The sequence below is a fragment of the Streptomyces lacrimifluminis genome (assembly GCF_014646095.1).
Classification (GTDB): Bacteria; Actinomycetota; Actinomycetes; order Streptomycetales; family Streptomycetaceae; genus Streptomyces; species Streptomyces lacrimifluminis.
In genome coordinates this window covers 212,927-233,247 of sequence record NZ_BMMU01000005.1, presented here as the reverse complement: position 1 = coordinate 233,247, position 20,321 = coordinate 212,927, and the positions used below count along the sequence as shown (strand labels likewise).

At 68.5% G+C, this 20,321-nt stretch carries 17 protein-coding genes and 1 pseudogene; 6 read left to right on the top strand and 12 right to left on the bottom strand.

Annotated elements, in window-relative coordinates:
- From IEY89_RS11000 to IEY89_RS10975, 6 genes are all read right to left on the bottom strand, one after another.
- A partial coding sequence (locus tag IEY89_RS11000; RefSeq protein ID WP_189147136.1) for a DinB family protein occupies positions 1 to 468 on the bottom strand: 468 nt, incomplete at its 3' end.
- A 99-nt stretch (positions 469 to 567) separates the two neighbouring features.
- A complete protein-coding gene (locus IEY89_RS10995; RefSeq protein ID WP_189147231.1) occupies positions 568 to 1,593 on the bottom strand; it encodes an ABC transporter ATP-binding protein in 1,026 nt (341 codons plus the stop codon).
- A gap of 17 nt (positions 1,594 to 1,610) precedes the next feature.
- On the bottom strand, positions 1,611 to 2,618 hold the full coding sequence (locus IEY89_RS10990; protein WP_189147135.1) for an ABC transporter ATP-binding protein: 1,008 nt from the start codon (positions 2,616 to 2,618) through the stop codon (positions 1,611 to 1,613).
- Positions 2,615 to 3,544 (bottom strand): ABC transporter permease, encoded by a 930-nt coding sequence (locus tag IEY89_RS10985; protein ID WP_189147134.1) that lies wholly within the window; start codon positions 3,542 to 3,544, stop codon positions 2,615 to 2,617. The genes IEY89_RS10990 and IEY89_RS10985 overlap by 4 nt, the downstream gene beginning before the upstream one ends.
- Positions 3,541 to 4,605: an ABC transporter permease gene (locus IEY89_RS10980; RefSeq protein ID WP_189147133.1), complete on the bottom strand. Its 1,065-nt coding sequence runs from the start codon at positions 4,603 to 4,605 to the stop codon at positions 3,541 to 3,543. Before IEY89_RS10980 ends, IEY89_RS10985 begins: the two co-directional genes overlap by 4 nt.
- A 32-nt stretch (positions 4,606 to 4,637) precedes the next feature.
- On the bottom strand, positions 4,638 to 6,491 hold the full coding sequence (locus tag IEY89_RS10975; RefSeq protein WP_189147132.1) for an ABC transporter substrate-binding protein: 1,854 nt from the start codon (positions 6,489 to 6,491) through the stop codon (positions 4,638 to 4,640).
- Positions 6,492 to 6,821: 330 nt separating this feature from the next.
- Here IEY89_RS10975 and IEY89_RS10970 point away from each other — a divergent pair, with 330 nt between their 5' ends.
- The 4 genes and pseudogenes from IEY89_RS10970 (at position 6,822) to IEY89_RS10960 (ending at position 14,027) form a co-directional block, all read left to right on the top strand.
- Complete coding sequence (locus IEY89_RS10970; protein ID WP_189147131.1) at positions 6,822 to 7,883, top strand: ABC transporter ATP-binding protein; 1,062 nt, start codon at positions 6,822 to 6,824, stop codon at positions 7,881 to 7,883.
- Positions 7,884 to 7,896: 13 nt separating this feature from the next.
- A complete protein-coding gene (locus IEY89_RS10965; protein ID WP_189147130.1) occupies positions 7,897 to 9,006 on the top strand; it encodes an ABC transporter ATP-binding protein in 1,110 nt (369 codons plus the stop codon).
- A 1,140-nt stretch (positions 9,007 to 10,146) separates the two neighbouring features.
- Positions 10,147 to 10,266 (top strand): annotated as a pseudogene (locus tag IEY89_RS40530) (IS5/IS1182 family transposase); the annotation flags it as partial.
- A gap of 389 nt (positions 10,267 to 10,655) precedes the next feature.
- Complete coding sequence (locus IEY89_RS10960) at positions 10,656 to 14,027, top strand: AfsR/SARP family transcriptional regulator (protein ID WP_189147129.1); 3,372 nt, start codon at positions 10,656 to 10,658, stop codon at positions 14,025 to 14,027.
- 18 nt (positions 14,028 to 14,045) lie between these two features.
- On the opposite strand, the gene IEY89_RS10955 is transcribed toward IEY89_RS10960, so the two are convergent.
- Positions 14,046 to 14,840: an AfsR/SARP family transcriptional regulator gene (locus IEY89_RS10955; RefSeq protein ID WP_189147128.1), complete on the bottom strand. Its 795-nt coding sequence runs from the start codon at positions 14,838 to 14,840 to the stop codon at positions 14,046 to 14,048.
- Between the two features lie 268 nt (positions 14,841 to 15,108).
- Here IEY89_RS10955 and IEY89_RS10950 point away from each other — a divergent pair, with 268 nt between their 5' ends.
- On the top strand, positions 15,109 to 15,468 hold the full coding sequence (locus tag IEY89_RS10950) for a VOC family protein (RefSeq protein WP_189147127.1): 360 nt from the start codon (positions 15,109 to 15,111) through the stop codon (positions 15,466 to 15,468).
- A gap of 72 nt (positions 15,469 to 15,540) precedes the next feature.
- Here the strand turns inward: IEY89_RS10950 and IEY89_RS10945 are convergent, their stop codons facing one another.
- Both IEY89_RS10945 and IEY89_RS10940 read right to left on the bottom strand, forming a co-directional pair.
- Positions 15,541 to 15,966, bottom strand: coding sequence for a hypothetical protein (locus IEY89_RS10945; RefSeq protein ID WP_189147126.1), 426 nt, complete (start codon positions 15,964 to 15,966; stop codon positions 15,541 to 15,543).
- A gap of 266 nt (positions 15,967 to 16,232) precedes the next feature.
- Complete coding sequence (locus IEY89_RS10940) at positions 16,233 to 16,532, bottom strand: hypothetical protein (protein WP_189147125.1); 300 nt, start codon at positions 16,530 to 16,532, stop codon at positions 16,233 to 16,235.
- Positions 16,533 to 16,714: 182 nt separating this feature from the next.
- On the opposite strand from IEY89_RS10940, the gene IEY89_RS10935 reads away from it, so the two are divergent.
- Positions 16,715 to 16,990, top strand: a complete 276-nt coding sequence (locus IEY89_RS10935) for a GntR family transcriptional regulator (protein WP_229695148.1) — start codon at positions 16,715 to 16,717, stop codon at positions 16,988 to 16,990.
- A 505-nt stretch (positions 16,991 to 17,495) separates the two neighbouring features.
- Here IEY89_RS10935 and IEY89_RS10930 read toward each other — a convergent pair.
- Genes IEY89_RS10930 through IEY89_RS10920 form a run of 3 tightly spaced genes read right to left on the bottom strand, consistent with a single transcriptional unit; the run spans position 17,496 to position 19,719 of the window.
- Positions 17,496 to 18,644, bottom strand: coding sequence for a methyltransferase domain-containing protein (locus tag IEY89_RS10930; protein ID WP_189147124.1), 1,149 nt, complete (start codon positions 18,642 to 18,644; stop codon positions 17,496 to 17,498).
- Positions 18,645 to 18,670: 26 nt separating this feature from the next.
- Positions 18,671 to 19,534 carry a radical SAM/SPASM domain-containing protein gene (locus tag IEY89_RS10925; protein ID WP_189147123.1) on the bottom strand — a complete coding sequence of 288 codons (864 nt, stop codon included), beginning with the start codon at positions 19,532 to 19,534 and terminating at the stop codon, positions 18,671 to 18,673.
- Complete coding sequence (locus tag IEY89_RS10920; protein ID WP_189147122.1) at positions 19,531 to 19,719, bottom strand: hypothetical protein; 189 nt, start codon at positions 19,717 to 19,719, stop codon at positions 19,531 to 19,533. Before IEY89_RS10920 ends, IEY89_RS10925 begins: the two co-directional genes overlap by 4 nt.
- Positions 19,720 to 20,321: the final 602 nt, after the last annotated feature.

Below are 20,321 nucleotides of genomic sequence, written 5' to 3'. Positions count from 1 at the left end.
GTGGCCGTTGTGGCGGGCGGTCTCCTCGATCACGTGGAGGATCACCCAGCGCAGGTTCACCTTGAGGCCGTCGCGGACGGGCTTCCTGGCCTCGTCGTCGAGGTCGTGGGCCGCGACCAGCTCCCGGAACCGGGCGCTCTGTTCCTCGTACTCGGCGAGGAGCTGGGCGAGCGGGGTCAGTACGGCCAGCCGCATCTCCGGGTCCGGGTCGTCGTCCGTGCAGTCGGCGAGCGGGCCCACCAGCTCCCCGCCCAGGAACACCACCTGGAACCACCAGAACTCCACCCACCGCAGATGGCTGATCAGCCCGCACAGCGTCATCAACGGCGATCCCGGCAGGGGCGCCTTCACGGCGTCCTCGGGGGAGACGCCCTCGCACTTGGCGCGGGCGGTGTCACGTACGTAGTCGAGGAAGGTGGCCAGCTGAGTGCGCTCGTCCCACGCGGGAGGCGTATCGGTTCGTGTCATCGCCGGTGAGCATCCCGGATCGGCGGCCGGCTGTCGAACGAATAAGCCGCCTTCCGGTACGCGGCGTTTCACCGGTGGCGCATGCCGTCGTTCACGACGTCAGCCGGGGACCTTCGCCCGTGCCCAATGGCACGCCACCTGTTCCCCGCTGCCGCCGCCCAGCACCGCCGGATCCTCGTTCCGGCAGGCGGACGCGATGCCCGCGCGTTCCGCCTCCCCGCTCGCCAGGATCTGGCAGCGGACGTGGAAGCGGCAGCCGGTGGGGACACGGGAGGGGTCCGGGGGTTCGCCGGTGAGTACCACCGGGTCGCCCGGCGCCTCCGGGAGGACCGACAACAGGGCCTGGGTGTACGGGTGTTGAGGCGCCGAGAGGACCTGCTCGACCGCCCCCGTCTCCACGATCCGGCCCAGGTACATCACCGCGACCCGGTCGGCGATGTTCCACGCCAGGCCCAGATCGTGGGTCACCACCAGGGCGGACAGGCCCAGTTCGGCCCGCAGGCGCAGCAGCAGGGCCAGGATCTCGCCGCGCACGGAGGCGTCCAGCGAGGCCACCGGCTCGTCGGCGACGATGAGTTCGGGCTCCAGGACCAGAGCGCCGGCGATCACCACACGCTGGCGCTGGCCTCCGGACAGCTCGTGCGGGTAACTCAGGAAGAAGCGCTCGGGTGGTCGCAGGCCCGCCCGGGAAAGGGCTCCCGCGACCGCCGCCCGCTCGTCTCCGGCGTATCCGTGGATCCGCAGCCCTTCGGCCACGGCGTCGTACACCGTGTGCCGCGGGTTCAGTGATCCGGACGGATCCTGCAGCACCAGCTGGACGCGTCCGCGGTAAGCCTTCAGCGCCCGTGAGGAGTAGTCGAGCGGCTTCCCGCCGAAGCTGACGCGTCCAGCGGTCGGCCGCACCAGGCCGAGGAGCGAGCGGGCCAGCGTTGTCTTGCCGCAGCCGGACTCACCGACCAGCGCGATGATCTCGCCCGGCCGGATGTCGAGGTCGACACCGTCGACGGCACGGGCGGTCGGGGCGCCCTGCCGGCCGGGGAAGGCGACGTGGAGGCCCTCGGCGGTCAGCAGCGGCGGGGTGGTGTCGGGGGGAGCGGAGGCCGGCGCGTGCCGGTCCTCCGTCAGGGGCTGCTGGTCCTCACTCACGGCGCGCTGCTCCTCATGTCTTCCCCCTCCGGTGTCTCTCCGGGCACCGCCGTGCCCGAAGCCACATGCACGCACGCCGCCCGTCTCCCCGCGCCCGCCTCCCGCAGCTCCTGGTCCTGTACGGCGCAGGACTCCAGCGCCACCGGGCAGCGCGGGTGGAAGGCGCAGCCCGGCGGCAGCGCGGCCGGGTCCGGCGGATCGCCCGGCAGGCCGCGCGGGGCGAACCGCGACGCCGGGTCGCCGATGCGGGGGAACGCCGCCGACAGCGCCTGCGCGTACGGGTGCCGGGAGCCCGCGGGCACCTGCCGGGCCGGACCCTCCTCGACCACCCGGCCCGCGTACATCACGGCGAGGCGGTCGCAGGTGTCGGCGAGGACCGCGAGGTCGTGACTGATCATGATCAGGCCCAGGTCCTGCTCGGCGACGAGCTGTTCGATCAGCCGCAGGATCTGCGCCTGGATCATCACGTCCAGGGCTGTCGTGGGCTCGTCGGCGATGATCAGCCGCGGGTCGCAGGCCAGCGCCATGGCGATCATGACGCGCTGGCGCTGGCCGCCGGAGAGTTCGTGCGGATACGCCGAAGCCCGCGCCGACGGCAGACCCACCTGCTCCAGCAGTTCACCGGCCCTCCTCCGCGCGGCGGCGGCGGTCGCTCCGCGGTGCAGCAGAATCGGCTCCGCGATCTGGTCGCCCACGCGGTGCACGGCGTTGAGCGAGTGCATCGCCCCCTGGAAGACGATCGACGCTCCCGCCCAGCGGACCGCCCGTACGCGTCCCCACCGCATCGTCAGGATGTCCTCACCGTCCAGCAGGATCTCCCCGCCGATCCGGGTCCCGGCGGGCAGCAGCCTGAGCAGCGCGAGCGCCAACGTCGACTTGCCGCAGCCCGACTCGCCCGCGATGCCGAGTTTCTGGCCGGCCGCCAGCGACAGGTCCACCCCGCGCACGGCGGCCACCCCGCCCGGGTAGGTCACCCTGAGGTCCCGGACCTCCAGCAGCGTCAACGGGCCACCCCCAGCCTGGGGTTGAGAACGGACTCCACCGCGCGCCCGCACAGTGTGAACGCCAGCGCGACGACGGCGATCGCGATGCCCGGCGGCACCAGATACCACCAGTCGCCGGAGCTGACCGCGCCCGCCTCGCGTGCCTCCTGGAGCAGGCCGCCCCAGGACACGACCGTCGGATCGCCGAGCCCGAGGAAGGCGAGGGTCGCCTCGGCGAGGATGGAGGAGGAGATGATCAGAGTGGCCTGCGCCAGCACCAGCGGCATCACGTTGGGCAGCACATGCCGGGACATGACGTGCCGGTGCCCGCCGCCGAGCGCCTTCGCGCGTTCGATGTACGGCCGCGACTCCACCGCGAGCGTCTGCGCCCGCACCAGCCGGGCCGTCGTCGGCCAGGACGTCACGCCGATCGCCAGCACGATGGTGCCCAGCGAGCGGGACATGACGGTGGCCAGCGCGATGGCGAGCACCAGTGTCGGCATCACCAGGAACCAGTCCGTCACCCGCATCATCACGGTGTCGTACACCCCGCGGAAGTGTCCGGCGGTGATCCCGACCAGGGCGCCGATCACCACCGAGAGCAGGGCGGCGAGCAGCCCGATGAGCAGCGAGACCCGCGTGCCCCAGATGAGCAGACCCAGCAGATCGCGCCCGAACCGGTCGGTGCCGAGCGGGAAGTCACCGCTCGGACTCTCCATCGGCCGGCCCGGCGCCTCCGTCACGCTCGCCACGTCCGGGCCGACCGTCAGCGGCGCGGTCAGCGCTGCCAGCGCGAAGAGGGCGAGCAGGGCCAGTCCCAGGAGGCCGGCGCGGTGACTTCGGTACCGGTTCCAGAACCGGACGAGGGAGGCGCGGCGCCGCTGCCGGGCGAGCTGTCGCGGACCGGCCGGAGCCCGCGCCGCCGGGGGAGTCGTTTCGGCGGTCATCGGCCCACCCGGGGATCGAGGAGCGGATAGAGCAGGTCGGCCAGCGTGTTCATCACGATCACGGCCGCGGCGAAGACGAAGAACAGCCCCTGGACCAGTGGGAGATCGGGCACGCTCAGCGCCTGGTAGAAGAGCCCGCCGAGGCCCGGCCAGGAGAAGACGGTCTCGACGAGGATCACTCCCGCGACGGTCCGGCCGAGGTTGACGAAGATCAGCGTCATGGTCGGCAGCATGGCGTTCGGTACGGCGTGCCTGCGCCGGACCAGGTCGTCCCTGAGGCCCTTGGCACGGGCGGTCGTCAGATAGTCGCCGCCCATCTCGTCGAGCAGTGCCGAGCGCGTGACCAGCAGGGTCTGCCCGTACTCGACCGCGACCAGCGTCACCACCGGCAGGACGAGATGGTGGGCGACATCGAGGACGTACGCGAAGCCGGTCTCACCGCCCGACTCCATGCCGCCGGTCGGGAAGAGTCCGGGGACCGGGCCCACGCCGACCGAGAAGACGATGATGAGCAGCAGCCCGAGCCAGAACGACGGAATCGAGTAGAGAGCGAGCGCCAGACCGGTGTTGAGCCGGTCGCCCGGTCCGCCGTTGCGCCATGCGGCACGGGTGCCGAGGAAGATACCGAGCGCGGTGTACAGGACGAACGAGGTGACGGTCAGGAGCAGGGTGTTCGGCAGCGCCTCGGTGATCTTGTCGATGACCGGGGCCCGGAACTGGTACGACGTGCCGAGGTCGCCGGTGAGAGCCTTGCCGCAGTAGTCCGTGAACTGCTGCCACAGCGGCAGATCGAGGCCGAACTCCCTTCGGTAGGAAGCCAGTTGGGCGGCCGACACCTGGCGTCCGCCCGTCATGGTCTTGACCGGGTCGCCGGGGATCAGCCGGAAGAGGAAGAAGCTGGTGACGAGGACGGCGAGCAGGGAGACGACGGCGCCGCCCAGCTTGCCCGCCCCGTACCGCAGATAGGCGGCCCGGTTGCGGCGCGGACCGCGGTCCGGCGGGGCGGCGAGGGCCGCACCGCCGGACTCCACGACCGACGCCGACACTGCGTCAGCGGTCATCAACAGCCCTTCGGGGCACGGTCGTTCATCGGCTACTCGCGATCCTCTGCACCGGCCCGGCGGCGCATCACGAAGAACACCACCGCGCCGAGGACGACCGCGAGACCTCCGACGGTGCCCGCGATGACCCCCGTCGAGCCGGAGTCGTCGGACGAGCTGTCGGCGGAGGCGGGAACCGCCGACCACCAACTCCAGTAGCCGTCCTGGCCGTAGATGTTGCCCGCCTTCTCCGGCATGGTGGTGATCGACTTGATCTGGTCCGTGCGGTAGGCCTCGACCGCGTTCGGGTACGCCATGACGTTCATGTACCCGAGGTCGTACAGCCGTGACTCCATCTGCTTGACGATGTTCGCCCGTTCGGCCGGGTCGTACTCGGCGAGCTGGCGCGCGTACAGGTCGTCGTACTTCTTGTCGCAGATGAAGTTGTCGGTCGCGCCCACGTCCTTGGGCGTGGCGGGCAGGGCCCCACAGGTGTGGATCGACAGGACGAAGTCGGGGTCGGGGTTGACGGACCAGCCGTCGAAGGCGAGGTCGTAGGTGCCCGCCAGCCAGGGATCGCTCACGTTGTCCAGACAGTCGAGCTGCACACCGATGCCGAGGTCGCTCCACCACTCCTGGAGGTACTGCCCGACGGCCTTGTCGTTGGGGTCGGTGGCGTGGCACAGGATGCGATAGGTGATCGGCTTGCCGTCCTTGCCGACCCGTTTGCCGTCGCCGTTCTTCCGGTAGCCGGCCTGGTCGAGGAGTTGGGCGGCCTTCGCGGGGTCGTAGGCGAGTTTCTGGCTCGCCGACGGTTTCCAGAAGTACGTCGAGAAGCGCGGCGGGATGTAGCCCTCGCCCTCGACCGCGTGGCCCTGGAAGACTCTGTCGATGAGGGTCGTACGGTCCACGGCCGTGAACAGCGCGTGCCGCACCCGCTCGTCGAGGAGCGAGGGATGTCCGTCACCGAACTTCTCGCCGTTCGCGGCCTTCGCGCCAGGGTTGACGGCGAGGGCGTAGAAGCGGCGGCCGGGCGCTTCGTTGACGCGGATGTTCTTCACGCCCTTGAGGGACTGGGCCTGAGCGGGCGTCAGGGCGGGGGCCCCGGCGACGAAGGAGACCTCGCCCTTGCGCAGGGCGGCGACGGCGGCGTCCTGGTCCTTGTAGTACCGGAAGACCAGTTCGTCGAACTTCGGGGCGCCGCGCCAGAAGTTCTTGTTGGCCTTGAGGCGGACGTAGCTGTCGGCCTTGTAGTCGGTGAGGACGAACGGCCCGTTGCCGACGACGGGGAAGCTCTTGTCGTTGTTGAAATCGGAGAAGTCCCCGACCTTCTCCCAGATGTGCTTGGGCACGATCGGCACGTCGAGGGCGGCCATCGTGGCCTGCGGCTTCTTCAGTTCGATGACGAGCCGGGTCGGGCTCGGAGCCGTCACCTTCTCGAAGTTGCCGACGTAGCTGCCGTTCGCGGTGGCGGCCCCCTCGTCGGTCATCATCTTGTTGAACGTCCACGCCGCGTCCTCGGCGGTGGTCCGCCGCCCGTCCGACCACGTGGAGTCGGAGCGGATCGTGTACGTCCAGGTGAGCTTGTCGGCGGACGGCGTCCACTTGGTGGCGAGCGCCGGAACCGGGTGGGCGTCCTTGGGGTCGTAGTTGGTCAGGTACTCGTACATCAGCCGGTGGATGCTGGTGCTGACCAGCCTGGACGCCAGGAAGGGGCTCAGGGAGTCGACGCTCTGGGCGACGGCGACGGTGAGGACCTTGTCGCCGTCCGCCGCCGACGCCCGCTGGGGCGCGAGGGCTGACGGCGCCGGGACAACGGCCGCGAGCGTGAGGACGGTGGCGAGAAGCCGGACCGTACCGCTCCTCGGGCTTCGGTTCTCTCTGCTGCGCCGGTCGTGAGCATTCATAGAACCTGGCCTCGTGTCATCACTCGCGCAGGGACGGCAGGGTGGGGCTGCCGGGCCCGGCTCGACCGGGTGGGCCAAGCGGGTTGATCAGGTATCTATCAGTGGTGCTCTGTGCCCGTCAACGGTGCGTTCACCGTGTGTGGCCTGCGGAAATGCCAGGTTGATCTGATAGTGGGACAGGCATTGGTCCAAACCGGTGAAGCGTCCCTGGTGGGAGCCCGACGGCCCGGCCTTACTGACGTCGCGGTCCGGCCCGGAGCGTTCTTACCCACGTCGTGTATCCCTGCACCTACCCCGTAGGTCCGGCACTCCCAGGAAGAACGAACCACCGTGACCACACTGACTAAGCCCGAGGGCGCACCGGCCCCGACCGGTCCGGACAGCTTCCTCTCGGTCCGCGATCTCAAGGTGCGGTTCTCCACCGAGGACGGCATCGTCAAGGCGGTCGACGGCCTCTCCTTCGACGTCGAGCGCGGCAGGACCCTGGGCATCGTGGGCGAGTCGGGATCCGGCAAGTCCGTCACCAACCTGACCATCCTCGGCCTGCACAACCCGAGGACCTCGACCGTCGACGGCGAGATCGTCCTCGACGGCAAGGAACTCGTCACCGCCACGGAGAAGGAGCTGGAGCGGCTCCGCGGCAACAAGATGGCGATGATCTTCCAGGACCCGCTGACCGCGCTCTCCCCGTACTACACGGTGGGCCGCCAGCTGTCCGAGCCGTTCATGAAGCACACCGGCGCCTCCAAGAAGGAGGCCAGGGACCGTGCCGTGCACATGCTGGAGAAGGTCGGCATACCGCAGCCCAGGACCCGCTTCGACGACTACCCCCACCAGTTCTCCGGCGGTATGCGCCAGCGCGCGATGATCGCCATGGCGCTGATGTGCGACCCCGACCTGCTGATCGCCGACGAGCCCACCACCGCGCTGGATGTGACGGTGCAGGCCCAGATCCTGGACCTGCTCAAGGACCTCCAGCAGGAGTTCGGCTCCGCGATCATCTTCATCACGCACGACCTCGGCGTCATCTCGACCATGGCCGACGACCTGCTGGTGATGTACGCGGGCCGGGCCGTGGAGCGCGGCAGCGTGAAGGAAGTGCTCCGCACGCCGAAGCACCCGTACACCTGGGGTCTGCTCAGCTCCATGCCACGTCTGGACGGCGACATCAACGAGGAGCTGACGCCGATCCCCGGCTCGCCGCCCTCGCTGCTCAACCCGCCCTCGGGCTGCCCCTTCCACCCGCGCTGCGCCTTCACCGGCGAGGTGCCGGGCAGCCGCTGCACCGACGTACGGCCGCCGCTGGCGGACGGGCGCGCCTCCGCGTGTCATCTGTCGGCGGAGCAGAAGCAGACCATCTTCATCGACAAGATCCAGCCCCGGCTGCGCTAGGGAGCACCGAGACATGAGTGACAACCTCACCCTCCCCGCCCAGCAGGGTTCCCCCGGTACGTCGACCGAGGAACTGCTCAAGGTCGAGGGCCTCACGAAGCACTTCCCGATCCACGGCGGCTTCCCGATCAAGCGGAAGGTCGGCGCCGTACAGGCGGTCGACGGCATCGATCTGACCATCGGTGTCGGTGAGAGCGTCGGCATGGTGGGTGAGTCCGGCTGCGGCAAGTCGACCGCGGGCCGGCTCATCACCCGCCTCCTGGAGCCCACCGGCGGCAGGATCACGTACTCCGGTCAGGACATCACGCACGCCTCGCGCAGGCAGCTGGCGCCGGTCCGCTCCGAGATCCAGATGATCTTCCAGGACCCGTACAGCTCCCTGAACCCGCGACAGACCGTCGGTTCGATCATCAAGTCGCCGATGGAGGTCAACGGGATCGAACCGGCGGGTGGCCGGGAGAAGAGGGTCCGGGAGCTGCTGGAGCTGGTCGGGCTCAACCCCGAGCACTACAACCGCTTCCCGCACGAGTTCTCCGGCGGCCAGCGTCAGCGCATCGGGGTGGCCCGCGCGCTCGCCCTGCGGCCGAAGCTGATCGTGGCGGACGAGCCGGTCTCCGCGCTGGACGTCTCCATCCAGGCCCAGGTGGTGAACCTCCTCAAGAAGGTCCAGGAGGAGATGGGTATCGCGTTCCTGTTCATCGCCCACGACCTGGCCATCGTGCGGCACTTCTCGCAGCGGGTCGCGGTGATGTACCTCGGCAAGATCGTCGAGGTGGGCGACCGCGAGTCGATCTACCACCGCCCGCGTCACCCGTACACGCACGCGCTGCTGTCCGCCGTCCCCGAGGTGGCGATGGACGACGAGACGGAGACCCGCGAGCGCATCCGCCTCGCCGGTGACGTCCCCTCGCCGATCCACCCGCCGTCCGGCTGCCGTTTCCGCACGCGCTGCTGGAAGGCCCAGGACACGTGCGCGAGCGAGGAGCCCCCGCTGCTCCAGATCTCCGGCAACCGCGAAGGCCACCTGACGGCCTGCCACTTCCCGGAGGAACCGACGACGGAGGCGCGCGGCGAGGACGTCGTGCTCGACCCGGCGCTGGTGGCGCTGGAGGAGGAGAACTGACTTCGCGGCGCGCACAGTGACCGTGACGATCTCGGGGCGGGAGCCAGTGGCTCCCGCCCCGTCGGCGTACTGCTTCATGGCCTCAAGCCCGGTTCTGGCTGAATTTAAGCGGAAATATCAAAAATCCGAGTGGTTCAGGTATTTCGGGGGATTTTTAGGCCGGTAGGCGACCGATGTCGCCGGCGAATCGGCGTGAAAGAGCGTTGAAAGCCGCGAGAAAGGTCCTTGGGGGAGGCTTGGGATCAAGGTCGGAACCGCCTGGGGCATCCGACAGGAATGCCGAACGAGGAGAGCGATTGACGGGGGAAGGGTCGTCGCACATCTTTGTGATCGCCGCAGGGATTTCTGGGGGTTGCCACAGGACAGGCATCTGGTATCAAGAGCGATGCGGTCAGCTCAGCCAACCCATCAACGGAGAGGGAAACTCATGCCGATTTCTCGTTTCATGAAGAATGCGCTAACGGCGGCGATAGTGACTGGGGGGATGGTGGTGTTGGCCGCGACTCCGGCGCAAGCAAGTACAGATGTTACCGTCCATAGTTCGCCATGCCCTGTCTGCACCACTGATGGGTACGGGTGGTTTAAAGCGGATCCGATCGGGAGTACGCCCGGCGACGCGCTGAAAGCCTGCGACCTGAGAGCCGACGGGTATTCCATAAAGGCGTGGCTGTACAATCGAGACACCGGCAACCTCATTCGCACCGTCAGCACCGCCGGTCACACTGCGAACTATTGTACGGACTGGAAAACCGGTGACCTTCCGGAGCAAACCCGGGTCTGGCTCGACGTCTGCACGATGGACGGCACGAGGAAAATCAGGTGTGACGGGGGCGAAGGGTGGAGTTAACGGCGTTTTCGCCACTGCGATCCGCCTGGGCGCGTATTCACCCATTCGCTTAGTACTCCAGCAGGTTTTGCTGTCTGACCTGGTGTCTCGCCGGGCGTCGGGAGTGTAGCGCGGCTTCGGTGGTGTGGGGGCGGTCTTACGGGGACCGCCCCTCGTCGTGCGACAACGTCGCAGGTAGTGAGCGATTTCCAGGTTGGCTGCGCTGAACGCGAGTTGGACAGTCCTGCGCAACGACGAAGCTCCTGGTAGATGGGTTCTTGACCAAGATCACCTGTGTCCGCCAGGGGCTTCGCGTGCTCGTCCACCCGTCCTCGTTTGATCTGTCCAGCCGCACCCTGCGGTTCCTGACCGGACAACTGACAGCCAGGCGGCAGGAGATTGGGACACGATGGCGGCGCCTTCCCGCCGCACGCCCCGAAGACCCGGCGAGCCAGGGTCGGCCGCATGAAGCGACCGAGTCGGTCGAAGGCGGTGAACTCGCCGAGCAGGTAGGCGTAGACGAGCACGAAGGGCCGGCCGTTGGGAGCCGATCTGGCCGCCCACGAGCGCTGGAAGTCGGCGCCGCTGGCGTTGATCAGGTCCCCCGGTCGTCAGCTGACCAGCCCCAGAAGGCTTGGTGAAGCTCGCCGCAGCGGATCAGTGCCAGGCTCGGCTGTGTCCCGCGCGAACCGTTGCTGGTGACGGTCGTCCGGCGGCCAGTGCAGACCGGAGAGCGCGTCCGCCAACGGCCTCTGAGGCAGCCTTGTTCCGCTGCCGGGACACGCTCGTTGCCAGTCCATCGGCGTTGGTCTAGATTCCTTCAATGCTCAACCCTCAGCCTCGGTTCCGCCTGCTCGGAGCGCTTGAGATCGAGGTCGACGGGCGCAAGGTCGTTCTCACCGGACGCCAGCGCGCCCTCTGCGCCGTGCTGTTGCTCAACGCGGAGCACGTCGTGTCCGTCGAGCGCCTGACCCGGAGCATGTGGGGTGAGCACGGGCCCAGCGCGTCCGAGGCGCGGGTCCGGGCAGTGGTGGCCGAAGTGCGCCGCGCCCTTGGCCCCACGGGAAGCGGACTGCTGGTCACGCGCCGGCCGGGGTACTCGCTGCGTGTGGCCCCGGCCGAAGTCGATGTCCACGTCTTCGAGCAGAGACTCAGGGACGCCGCCCGGTCAGCCGCCCACGGGGACTGGGCGGAGTCCCATCGCTGTTATGACGAGGCACTCATGCTCTGGTGCGGCGATCCTCTTCCGGACCTGCCGGTGATGGAGGCGGAGCGCCGACGCCTGACCGAGTTGTACATCGCGGCTCGCGAAGGCAGGGCCGAGGCCGACATGGAACTCGGCCGGCACCGGACGGCCGCCGCCGACCTGATCCGCCTCACCTCGGAGCATCCACTGCGGGAGCGCCCCCACGCGTTGCTGATGCGCGCTCTGCAACGGGACGGACGGACTGCGGACGCGTTGGCTGTCTATGCCGACCTGCGGCGACGCATGGTCGATGAACTCGGAGTCGAGCCCTCGGAAGAGATCGGCTCCCTGCAGCAGCGCCTGTTGCGCGGTGACGTTGTTCACCGTGCGCAACCAGTATCCGGACGAGGCCAGGCCCCAGAGCACCGGCAGGTTCCCCGGCAGCTCCCCCGAGAGCCGCGGCGCCTCGTCGGCCGCAACGCGCAACTGCGCCTGCTCGACGCCGCTCGACGCCAGGCCGAGGCGCTCGTCCTCGTCGTGGGGCCGGCCGGGGTGGGGAAGACCGCGCTGGCACTGCACTGGGCTCATCGGATCGCGGGCGATTTCCCCGACGGCCAGCTCTTTCTGGACATGCGGGGGTTCGACGATGCCGAGCCGATGACTCCCCAGGAGGCGCTCCCCCTCCTGTTGCAGGGACTGGGCTGCGCGTCCCGGGACATTCCGCTCAGGTGGGAGGCCCAGGCGGCGCTGTACCGCACGGTGCTGGCGGAGCGCCGGATCCTGGTCGTCCTCGACGACGTGGCGGACGCGTCGTACGTCCGGGACCTGCTCCCCTCCTCCAACGGTTCGCTGACGCTGGTGACCAGTCGGCACAGACTCAATGGACTCGTCACTCTGGACGGGGCGTTCCGGGTGTCCTGCGATGTGCTCGACAGCGGGGAGGCCCTGGAGCTGATCAGCTCCGCGGTCGGTCCCGACGCTGTCGCCGCCGACCCGGAATCCGCGACCCGGCTGGTGGAACTCTGCGACCGTCTGCCGCTCGCGCTCTGCGTCGCCAGCTCCTGGATCGGTGACCGGCCGGGCAGCATCAGGGACTACGTACGTGACCTCGCCGAAAGGGGACGCCTCGCGCGACTGCACGTGGAGGGCGAGGAGAGCGTGGCGGTCCGGGCCGCGCTTGACCTCTCGTACGGCGGACTGTCGGCCGAAGCGAGGCGGGCGTTCCGTCTCCTCGGCCTGGTGGCGGGAACAGGGCGCTCGTCCGCCGCTGCCGCCGCCGCTGCCGGGATCGACGAACCGCACATGTCCGACCTGTTGCGCCTGGCGCAACGAGTGCACCTGCTGCGGGACGCCGGGAGCGGGCGCTCGGCCTGGCACGACCTGGTGCACGAGTACGCCAGGGACCGCGCGGTCGCGGAGGACGACGAGTCCGAACGGGGGGCCGCGGTCGAACGCGTCCTGGACCACTACCTGCAGAGTGTCGTCAATGTGGCGCGGGTGTGCGGCCTCTACGTGCCGTGGGCGTGCCCTCCTCCCGCCGAGTGGTCGAGGCCGAGGGGATTCGGCACGCAGGACGAGGCCTACGCCTGGTTCGAATCCGAATGGGAGGACATCGCCGCCGCGATCGCGCATGCGGCGGAACACGGTCCCGCGCGTTTCGCGTGGCAGCTCGTGGACGCCCTGCTGGACCTGTTCCACCACCGGCGCCCGATGTCGGACTGGATACGGCTGGCCGCTGTCGCGCGTGAGGCCGCCGAGCGGAGCGGCGACCTCCAGGGCCAGGCCGCCATGAACCTCTCCACCGGGAACGCGAGGTGGCGGAACGGGGACCTGAAGGGGGCCCTGGGGGAGTACGAGGAGGCGGAGACCCTGGCACGCCGTGCCGGATGGCTGTTCGGCGAGGCCGCCGGACTCCAGGGCAAGGGGGTCACCCTCAAGCTCCTCGGTAAGCCCCAGGAGGTGCCACCGCTCTACCGCCGGTGCCTTGACATCTACCGGCAGCTCGGCGTGACCAAGAGCGCGGAGATCATGCTCATCAACATGGCCTCCCTCTACCACTCCCTGGGGCATCTCGCCGAGGCGGAGGAAGCGGTCACCAAGGCGCTGTCGTCGCTGATCGGTGAGAGCGGGCGCCACACGCACTCGATGGCCCTGGTGAACCTCGCGCTGATTCTGCAGGAACAGGCCCGCTTCGCCGAGGCGATGGAGGCGCTACGGAAATGCTTCCTCGTCTCGCGTGACTCCGGATCGGTCTACGGGGAAGCGGTGGCGCTGGAGACCCTTGGCAGGGTGTTCGACGACGCCGGGCACAGCGACCGCGCGATCCTCGCGTACGAGGATGCCCTCGAACTGTCCCGGCAGGTGGGAAACCGCAACTGCGAGGTGGACTCGCTGGTCGGCCTGGCTGTGGCGAAGGTTCGTATCAGCCGGCCGGACGATGCCGCTCGGCACCTCGATGACGCTCGTGACATCGCGGAACGGACGGGCCATCGGACGGGACTCGTCGAGATGCTCCTCGCGCAGGCCACGGTGTGCTGCGCGCGGGGCGAGTACGAGGACGCGATCCGGCATCTGGAGCGTGCCGCGCAACTGGCGATCGAAGGCAACCCCCTTGCCCTGCCGCGTATTCGTACGCTCACCGCCTTGGTCCTCCTGGAGACCCGTGCGGTGGCCGACGCCCTGCGGGAGGCGCACGAGGCGGTGGACCGGGCAGGTGAGTCGGGTCAACGGCTGTCTCTGGCACGGGCTTTGACGGCCCGGGCGGCAGCCTGGGACGGCGCCGGCGACGCCCGCTCCGCCCTGGCCGACCGGGATCGGGCCCATACCTTGTTCGAGGAGATCCGCGTCCCGGACGGCCATTACCGGACGGCCGTTCCGTGGGAGCCCGAACGGCAGGCGCGGCGACGGCGGCGGCATCAGGAGCTGCCGTCCGACGCGGGGGCTCGCTGTGACCTGTACATGGCCGCCCACTTCGACGGCGCCGAGGTGGGCAACCAGGACGGCTCATGACCTCATGACCTCATGACCTCATGACGTCATGAGGTCCAGCACCCCGCGATCGGGTCGCAGGCTCTCGCTCCGGCACAGGATGCGCTCGTGCACGCTCCGGAGTTCAGGACCCGGCTCGTCACCCAGCAGATCGATCATCAGCGCCCGGGTCGCCTGGTAGCACCTCAGCGCCTCCTCCTGCCGTCCGCCGCGATGCAGGGCAAGCATGAGCAGACCGGCGACATGCTCGTCCAAAGGGTGACGTGCGGCCAGTTCGTGGAGCGGCGCGACGCACTCGTCGCTGCGCCCCAGCCGCAGGCTCAGTTCGGCTCCGCCGATCACCGCGTTCCGATGCTCGTGGTGGAGCGTGAGGCGGGCCGCGTCCGCCCATGCGGTCCTCATGTTGGACAGTGGCTCACCGCGCCACAGAGCCAGTGCTTCGCCGTAGAGCGCCAGGGCCCGCTCCGCCTCACCTCGACGCCGGGCGTCCTTGGCCTGCGCGACCAGGCGCCGGAACCGTGAGGTGTCGACCACTTCCTCGTCGAAAGCCAGGACGTACCCTCCGTAACGCCTGATCAGTTCGAATCTCGGACCCCCGCCGTCCGTGACGCATCGCAGTGCCTTTCTGAGCCGGGTGGCCAGCGTGTAGAGAGCGTTGCGCGGATGCTCCGGCAGCTGCGTCTCCCAGAGGCGTTCGATCACTTCCTCGTCGGCGACGAAGGCGTTGGGTGTCCACGCCGTCGCGGCCAGCAACAGCCCGACCCCGTTGGACATGGGAACCCTGCTCCCGGAAGGTGTGCGCACCTCGACGTAGCCCAGCAACTGAATGTTCATGCCATTTCCCCGCTGATCCCTTGCTTGTGGTCCTTCCAAGGTGCAGTCGAGGTGTTCGGAAACCGCATGGATCACGCATGGGCGCCGATCGGCGGGGGTTGCGCACCACTTGTCGACCCTGCCGCTGGTTGTTTGTACGCCCTTCAGCGGTCTGGGATCTTTCAGACGCGGCAGAGGCCGTCTACCGGCCGCCTTATTCGTTCGACTTCCGGCGCCGGGTGCAGGACGCTCACAGGCGGTGTGTCCCTCATATGGCCTGGAGGCCTCGTTGTCTTTCCCGACGATCCACAACATCACCTTCGACACCACCGGCGACCCCTACGATGTCGGCCTGTTCTGGAGCGCGGTGTTCGGCCGCCCGCTGGCCGACGACGACAAGCCCGGCGACCCGGCGGCGGTGCTCCAGGACCCGGACGGCGGGCCCACGCTGCTGTTCATCCAGGTGCCGGAGGGCAAGGCGGTGAAGAACCGCCTGCATCTCGACCTGCGACCGCACGGGCGCACCCGGGACGAGGAGGTCGAGCGGGTCGTCTCCCTCGGGGCCCGGGTCGTCGCGGACCACCGCAGGCCCGACGGCAGCGGCTGGGTCCTGATGGCGGACCCCAACACTGCTAACTACCAGTTCTGAGCATACGCGCACGTCAGAGAACACAGAAGCCCCGCACGGCACTTGGGCCGCACGGGGCGTTTTGCTGTCTGGTCAGTTGCAGAACGACGACTTAACGGCGGTCACGATGTCCGCCGCCTGGTCGTCGGTGAGGCTCGGGACCGTGCCACCCTCGAAACGGGCTTTGGCGTTGCTCTGGACGGTTCCGGCATCCTTGCCGCCCTTGACGTCCAAGCACACGTTGCGGGACCGATCAACGGCTCTGTCTTCCTTCGCAGCCAACCCCGGATCTATCGCGTTCAACGCGCGGATGAGCGCTGCGGTCTGTGCTGCATCCGGCGACGGAATCGCCGAGCTCGGCTCGGGCGCGCTGGTCGACGGCTTCGCGTCCTGCGCTGCTGTTGTGGTCGGCTTCGCGCTCTCGGCCGAAGCCTTGTCGGGCTCATCCTCGAACAGCGAGAGCACCCCGCCGAACGCGAGCACTGCAACCCCCGTGATGACCCACACTTTGCGCTTCACTGTGTCCCCTCCCAGAATTCTCACAAGATCACTACTTGCCTATCACGTCGCAGCAGAACGCCACGAAGGTTGCGTGCGGATCACGTCACCGGGGGTCGCTGCGGCACCCAGCTTCGGGGCACAGGAGGGGCAGGCGTAGAGGGTCACTCCGGGGCCGCTGGTCCTCGGTATCCACCGGACGGCAATCGGAGCGCTCGTCAGCGTCGTGCAGTCGCAGCAGACGACGACCAGGACGGGCGGGACTTCCGGGAACAGTTCCTCGGCGGTCATACCGACACCCCGAACTGTGCGAAGTGATCGCCGGGATACCGGTAGTCGTAGTCAACTCCGCGCGCTGCGAACTCGGCAGCCCAGGACCGTTCGCGCTGCACGGGGGTGAGCCGCAAAGTCTCTTCCGCGCGGAAGATCTCACGGACTTCGGCGGAACTCGGTCCGGTCCACGGCTTCGCCCACGGGCTTTCCGTAGTGACGGGCGCAGGGGCGGGCTGTGCGGTCCTGTGGCGTCCGCGGGCGGGCAGTAGCAGCCGCAGGGCCCACACCAGGGCCCGGGCGATAGAGTCGCGCATACGTCGTTCAGCTCCTAGATAGCTGTTCGGTCGGAGCCCCGGCGAACCGGTCCTACGCGGTTTGTCGGGGCGTTTCTTGTTTCAGGGACGACGCTAAGCCAACACGTCTAACTCGTCTACATGTCTAACTGGTCTGCACGTCTAAGTCGCCCAAGTTTGGCCGCTTGTCTACGCTCTGCCTCATGCCTGAGCGACCGACTGACCCGCACACTCCGCACGCCCCCTACATGCGGGTTCTGGACGCGCTCACCGCAGAAATCAGGGCGGGGGAATACGGGCCGGGCGAACCGATCCCGTCCGACGCCGAGCTGTGCAGGCGGTTCGGCGTAGCCCGCGAGACTGCCCGCCGAGCTGTGCGGGTGCTCCGGGAACGGGGGCTCGTCGAAACCGTGTGGGGGAAGGGTTCGTTCGTGGTGGAACGCTCGGAATCCGGCGAGGGCAACAGCCAGGACGGCTAGTCCTCGTTCGACTCTCGGTCGGGGTACAAGTGCGGGTGTCGGCGTGCCAACTCAGCGCACAGCGCATCAATCGTCGGGTCGGTCACTTCCCATGAGTGCCCGGCGGGGTGGTCTCGGTGAAACGTGCACGCGTCGCCGTTCTCGGCTGGTGCCTCGCACCAGGGCATGAGTAGAAACCGCCCACGGAGGCCGCACCACACGAACCACACCGCAGATCCGTCGATGGCTTCTAAGAAGCTGGCGTGCATCTCCCCGTGGTTTTCCGCAAGCACACACGCAACGTAGGAGGGTTTCGGGGGGTCTCCGACCACGGCGTGTGTGGGCGGTATGACGGCAACGGCCGTGCACTGCAACATTCGGGGTCTTCCTTGGCAGGGGGAGAAAGAGAGAGCCCCGCCCATGCGCCACAGGGGGGCAGCGCACGGGCGGGGCGGGCGGCGACGCTCGTGGACGTCGCCGGGAAAGTGCGCCGAACGGACGGACGGGAACGTTCAGCGCACGTTGGCTATCGCACGCCCATGGTCGCGTGCCAGTTCCCACGGGACAGATGACACACACCATCGGGCGTGATGCGAACCCGCGCGCCGAGCAACGGCAACGAACCTTCCGCGTTGAGTCGGTGGCGGATGCGCTCTAGCGCAGTCCACAGACGTTGCGGGCCGCCCTGGTGGACTTCTGGCGGGTTGGTTCCATCGGCGGATGCTCGGGCCCATGAACCGTCCGGATGGACCATGTAGGCGGTACGGGTCCGGTCGCGCTGTTCGTAGGCGAGTTCCACACCCGGTGTCGTGACTTCCAGCATGGATCGCAGTTCCCAGGCGTTATCCAAGTCCACCACGGGATAACCGCCCGTGGTCGTCTCCTCTCCACCAGCGTCACGCGCGAGTGCGGACAACTCGGCGAGCGCGGGCGGGAAGTCGTCCCCGGACCGGGTGAGCATGAACCCGGCCATGTCTCGTTCCACCTGTCCGATCACGTCCCCGTCGCCGTGCTTCCACCCGGTGATGATCAGGCAGGTTCGCCCGAGGGTGGTGGCGATGCGTCCGCCCGGCATCAGAGCACCGACAACGGGAGCGAGCCCCCGACCAGTGGGCAGCCCGACCGTGGAAACGATCCGCTCGTACGTCCCCGGTAGGTGGTCGGTCACATCCGCGGTGACGAACTCGGGGTGCAACCCCATGGTGGCGAGTCGTGCCCCCGCCGCGTTGGTCAGGTAAGGGTCAACGTCCACGCTTGTCACGTGCTGGTCCCCGAGCCGATGACAGGCGTACGCGGTGAGCCCGCCGGCTCCGGTGCCCAAGTCCAGGAACGACAGTCCCGGCCCGAGTCGCCCATGCCGCAGCATCCGGACCAGCAGGCTCGGCAGGGTGGCGGACGAGGTGGGCATCCCGTGGGGCTGGTCGCCTGGCTTCGCGTCGTCAGCGTGGAGCGAGCCAACTCGGATGATCAACGAGCGGTCCGCGTACGCGGCTCGCATCCATGCCTCATGGTCGGTCGCTCCGTCGCGAAGCTGCCATCCTCCCGTCTTGTCCCGCTCCCACCAGCGCGGCACCAGCTCGTGACGGGCCACCCTCGCTATGGGGTCCAACCATCGGGAGTCGGGGTCGGTCACGTGAGAGGCGAGCCGCTCCGCGTGGTGCTGCCATGTGTCCATCGGGGTCCTTTTGTTGGTACGCGTGATCACTGCGGATCACATGACGGAGTGCTCGCCGGGTCACAGTCGTTGGAGTCGTCGGGCGTGCACGCGTTGCGGACGGGCATCGGGATACTTGCGGTGAGTTGCGCCCAAGCCTTCCCACCGAACAACTCGGTGAGCCGAGTTTCCCGTACGTTGCCCGCCGGGAAGTCGCGCGAAAGCACGCAGCCGGCGAGGTCTCCGTTAGGCAGGACTGCCGCCCGTCCGCGCGTGCACCGCCCGCACATCTCGTCAAGGGTCGGTTTCCAACCGGGCAGTGCAGCACGCCCGACCGCCCGCACCCGGTCCGTGTTGATGCGCTGGACCCCCATGGATTCCAGCTCGGCGCGGGCTTCGGTTACCCGCTGTCCCGGCAGGATGTCCACGATTCCGGCCCGCAACGTGACGCCACGGTTGATCGCTTCCCGGATGTTGCACCGGGTCCGAACGTAGCTGCCCGTTCGGCCCGTGATCCGGTCGTGTTCCTCGGGGTCGTCACTGTAGTAACTCGTCGCGAGCGTGACCCCCTCGCGAGTGAACAGGTCCCACCATTCCTCACGCACGTAGAAAAGATTGCTGTAGATCTCCACACGGAGCCCGAGGGTGAGCGCCAGGTCAGCGAACGTGCGCCACTGCGGGTGGACGGTCGGCTCTCCGCCGATGAGCTGGATGGTTCGGATGCCGAGTGCGGCAGCATCGAGGATGACCGCTCGCCAGTCTGCGGGAGTCATCACCCCATGCGTGGCTTGCGGGCTGGACTCGGACAGACAGTGCGTGCACGTGAGTTGGCACTTTCCGGTGATCTCCAGTTCGAGGGACTGGATTCCGGCGAGCGGGGATACCGCGGGCAGTTCGATGAGCGTTGTCACGCGTCGGTTCCTTCCTGGTTGTCGGTCGCCGAGTCGTCGCCATACAGGCTGTCCGGGGTGTTCTGGCGGACGTGGCGATCCGCTAACGCCCCCTGCGTCTGGTCGGGGCTGGGGGCCGGATTCCTGGCCGTGTCTCGCTTGATGGCTGCCGCCGCAGCGGCAACGGTGTTCTTGCCCTTGCCCATTGCTCTGTTCTCCGTCTGCTGTTGTCAGTCGGTGCAGCCCGGTCGGCTGCCACCGTCACGCAGTCAGCCGACCGGGGTAGTGCCCGCCCCTGCCACAGAGCGAGTCCATGTGACGGGGGCGGAGTCTCAGAGCGACGGAGCACCAGCGCCGCAGGAGTAGCCCGCCCTGGTCGTAGAAGGGGAGGGAGCCAGACCGTGTGCGCGGTCCGCGGATGGCTCGTACGACCAGGGCGAGGGCTGGTGAGGGGCAATGTCCGGTACGGGCACCCGGACGGGCCACACAGACAGCGTGTACCGACAGTCCATGTCGCGTACGACTACGAACAGCGGGTCTCCGCCCTTGATGCATTCGCGGGCGGCGCGCTGGTGCTCAACGTCTGCACGCCACATACGCAGTTCGGCGGGTGCGTCTCGGGTCGGCGTGGCCTCACACGTGCGTCCCGAGAACCACGGCGACGACGCGGGGTCGGGGTCGAGCCCGTCCGCGATCCGAAGCGCTTGGGTGCCAAGCCACCGCAACGCGAGTTTCGGCGAGATCGTTTGGAAGGTACCGAGCCAGTACGCCACGATTTCGCGCGTGCCGTACACCTCGCCTTCCGCGA

Excerpts from the sequence above, each read along its gene's own strand:
- IEY89_RS10960 (WP_189147129.1), top strand. The coding sequence starts at position 10,656 with ATGCTCAACCCTCAGCCTCGGTTCCGCCTGCTCGGAGCGCTTGAGATC.
- IEY89_RS10935 (WP_229695148.1), top strand. The coding sequence starts at position 16,715 with ATGCCTGAGCGACCGACTGACCCGCACACTCCGCACGCCCCCTACATG.
- IEY89_RS10975 (WP_189147132.1), bottom strand. The coding sequence starts at position 6,491 with ATGAATGCTCACGACCGGCGCAGCAGAGAGAACCGAAGCCCGAGGAGC.
- IEY89_RS10920 (WP_189147122.1), bottom strand. The coding sequence starts at position 19,719 with ATGGGCAAGGGCAAGAACACCGTTGCCGCTGCGGCGGCAGCCATCAAG.
- IEY89_RS10930 (WP_189147124.1), bottom strand. The coding sequence starts at position 18,644 with ATGGACACATGGCAGCACCACGCGGAGCGGCTCGCCTCTCACGTGACC.
- IEY89_RS10955 (WP_189147128.1), bottom strand. The coding sequence starts at position 14,840 with ATGAACATTCAGTTGCTGGGCTACGTCGAGGTGCGCACACCTTCCGGG.
- IEY89_RS10980 (WP_189147133.1), bottom strand. The coding sequence starts at position 4,605 with ATGACCGCTGACGCAGTGTCGGCGTCGGTCGTGGAGTCCGGCGGTGCG.
- IEY89_RS10965 (WP_189147130.1), top strand. The coding sequence starts at position 7,897 with ATGAGTGACAACCTCACCCTCCCCGCCCAGCAGGGTTCCCCCGGTACG.
- IEY89_RS10985 (WP_189147134.1), bottom strand. The coding sequence starts at position 3,544 with ATGACCGCCGAAACGACTCCCCCGGCGGCGCGGGCTCCGGCCGGTCCG.
- IEY89_RS10940 (WP_189147125.1), bottom strand. The coding sequence starts at position 16,532 with ATGCGCGACTCTATCGCCCGGGCCCTGGTGTGGGCCCTGCGGCTGCTA.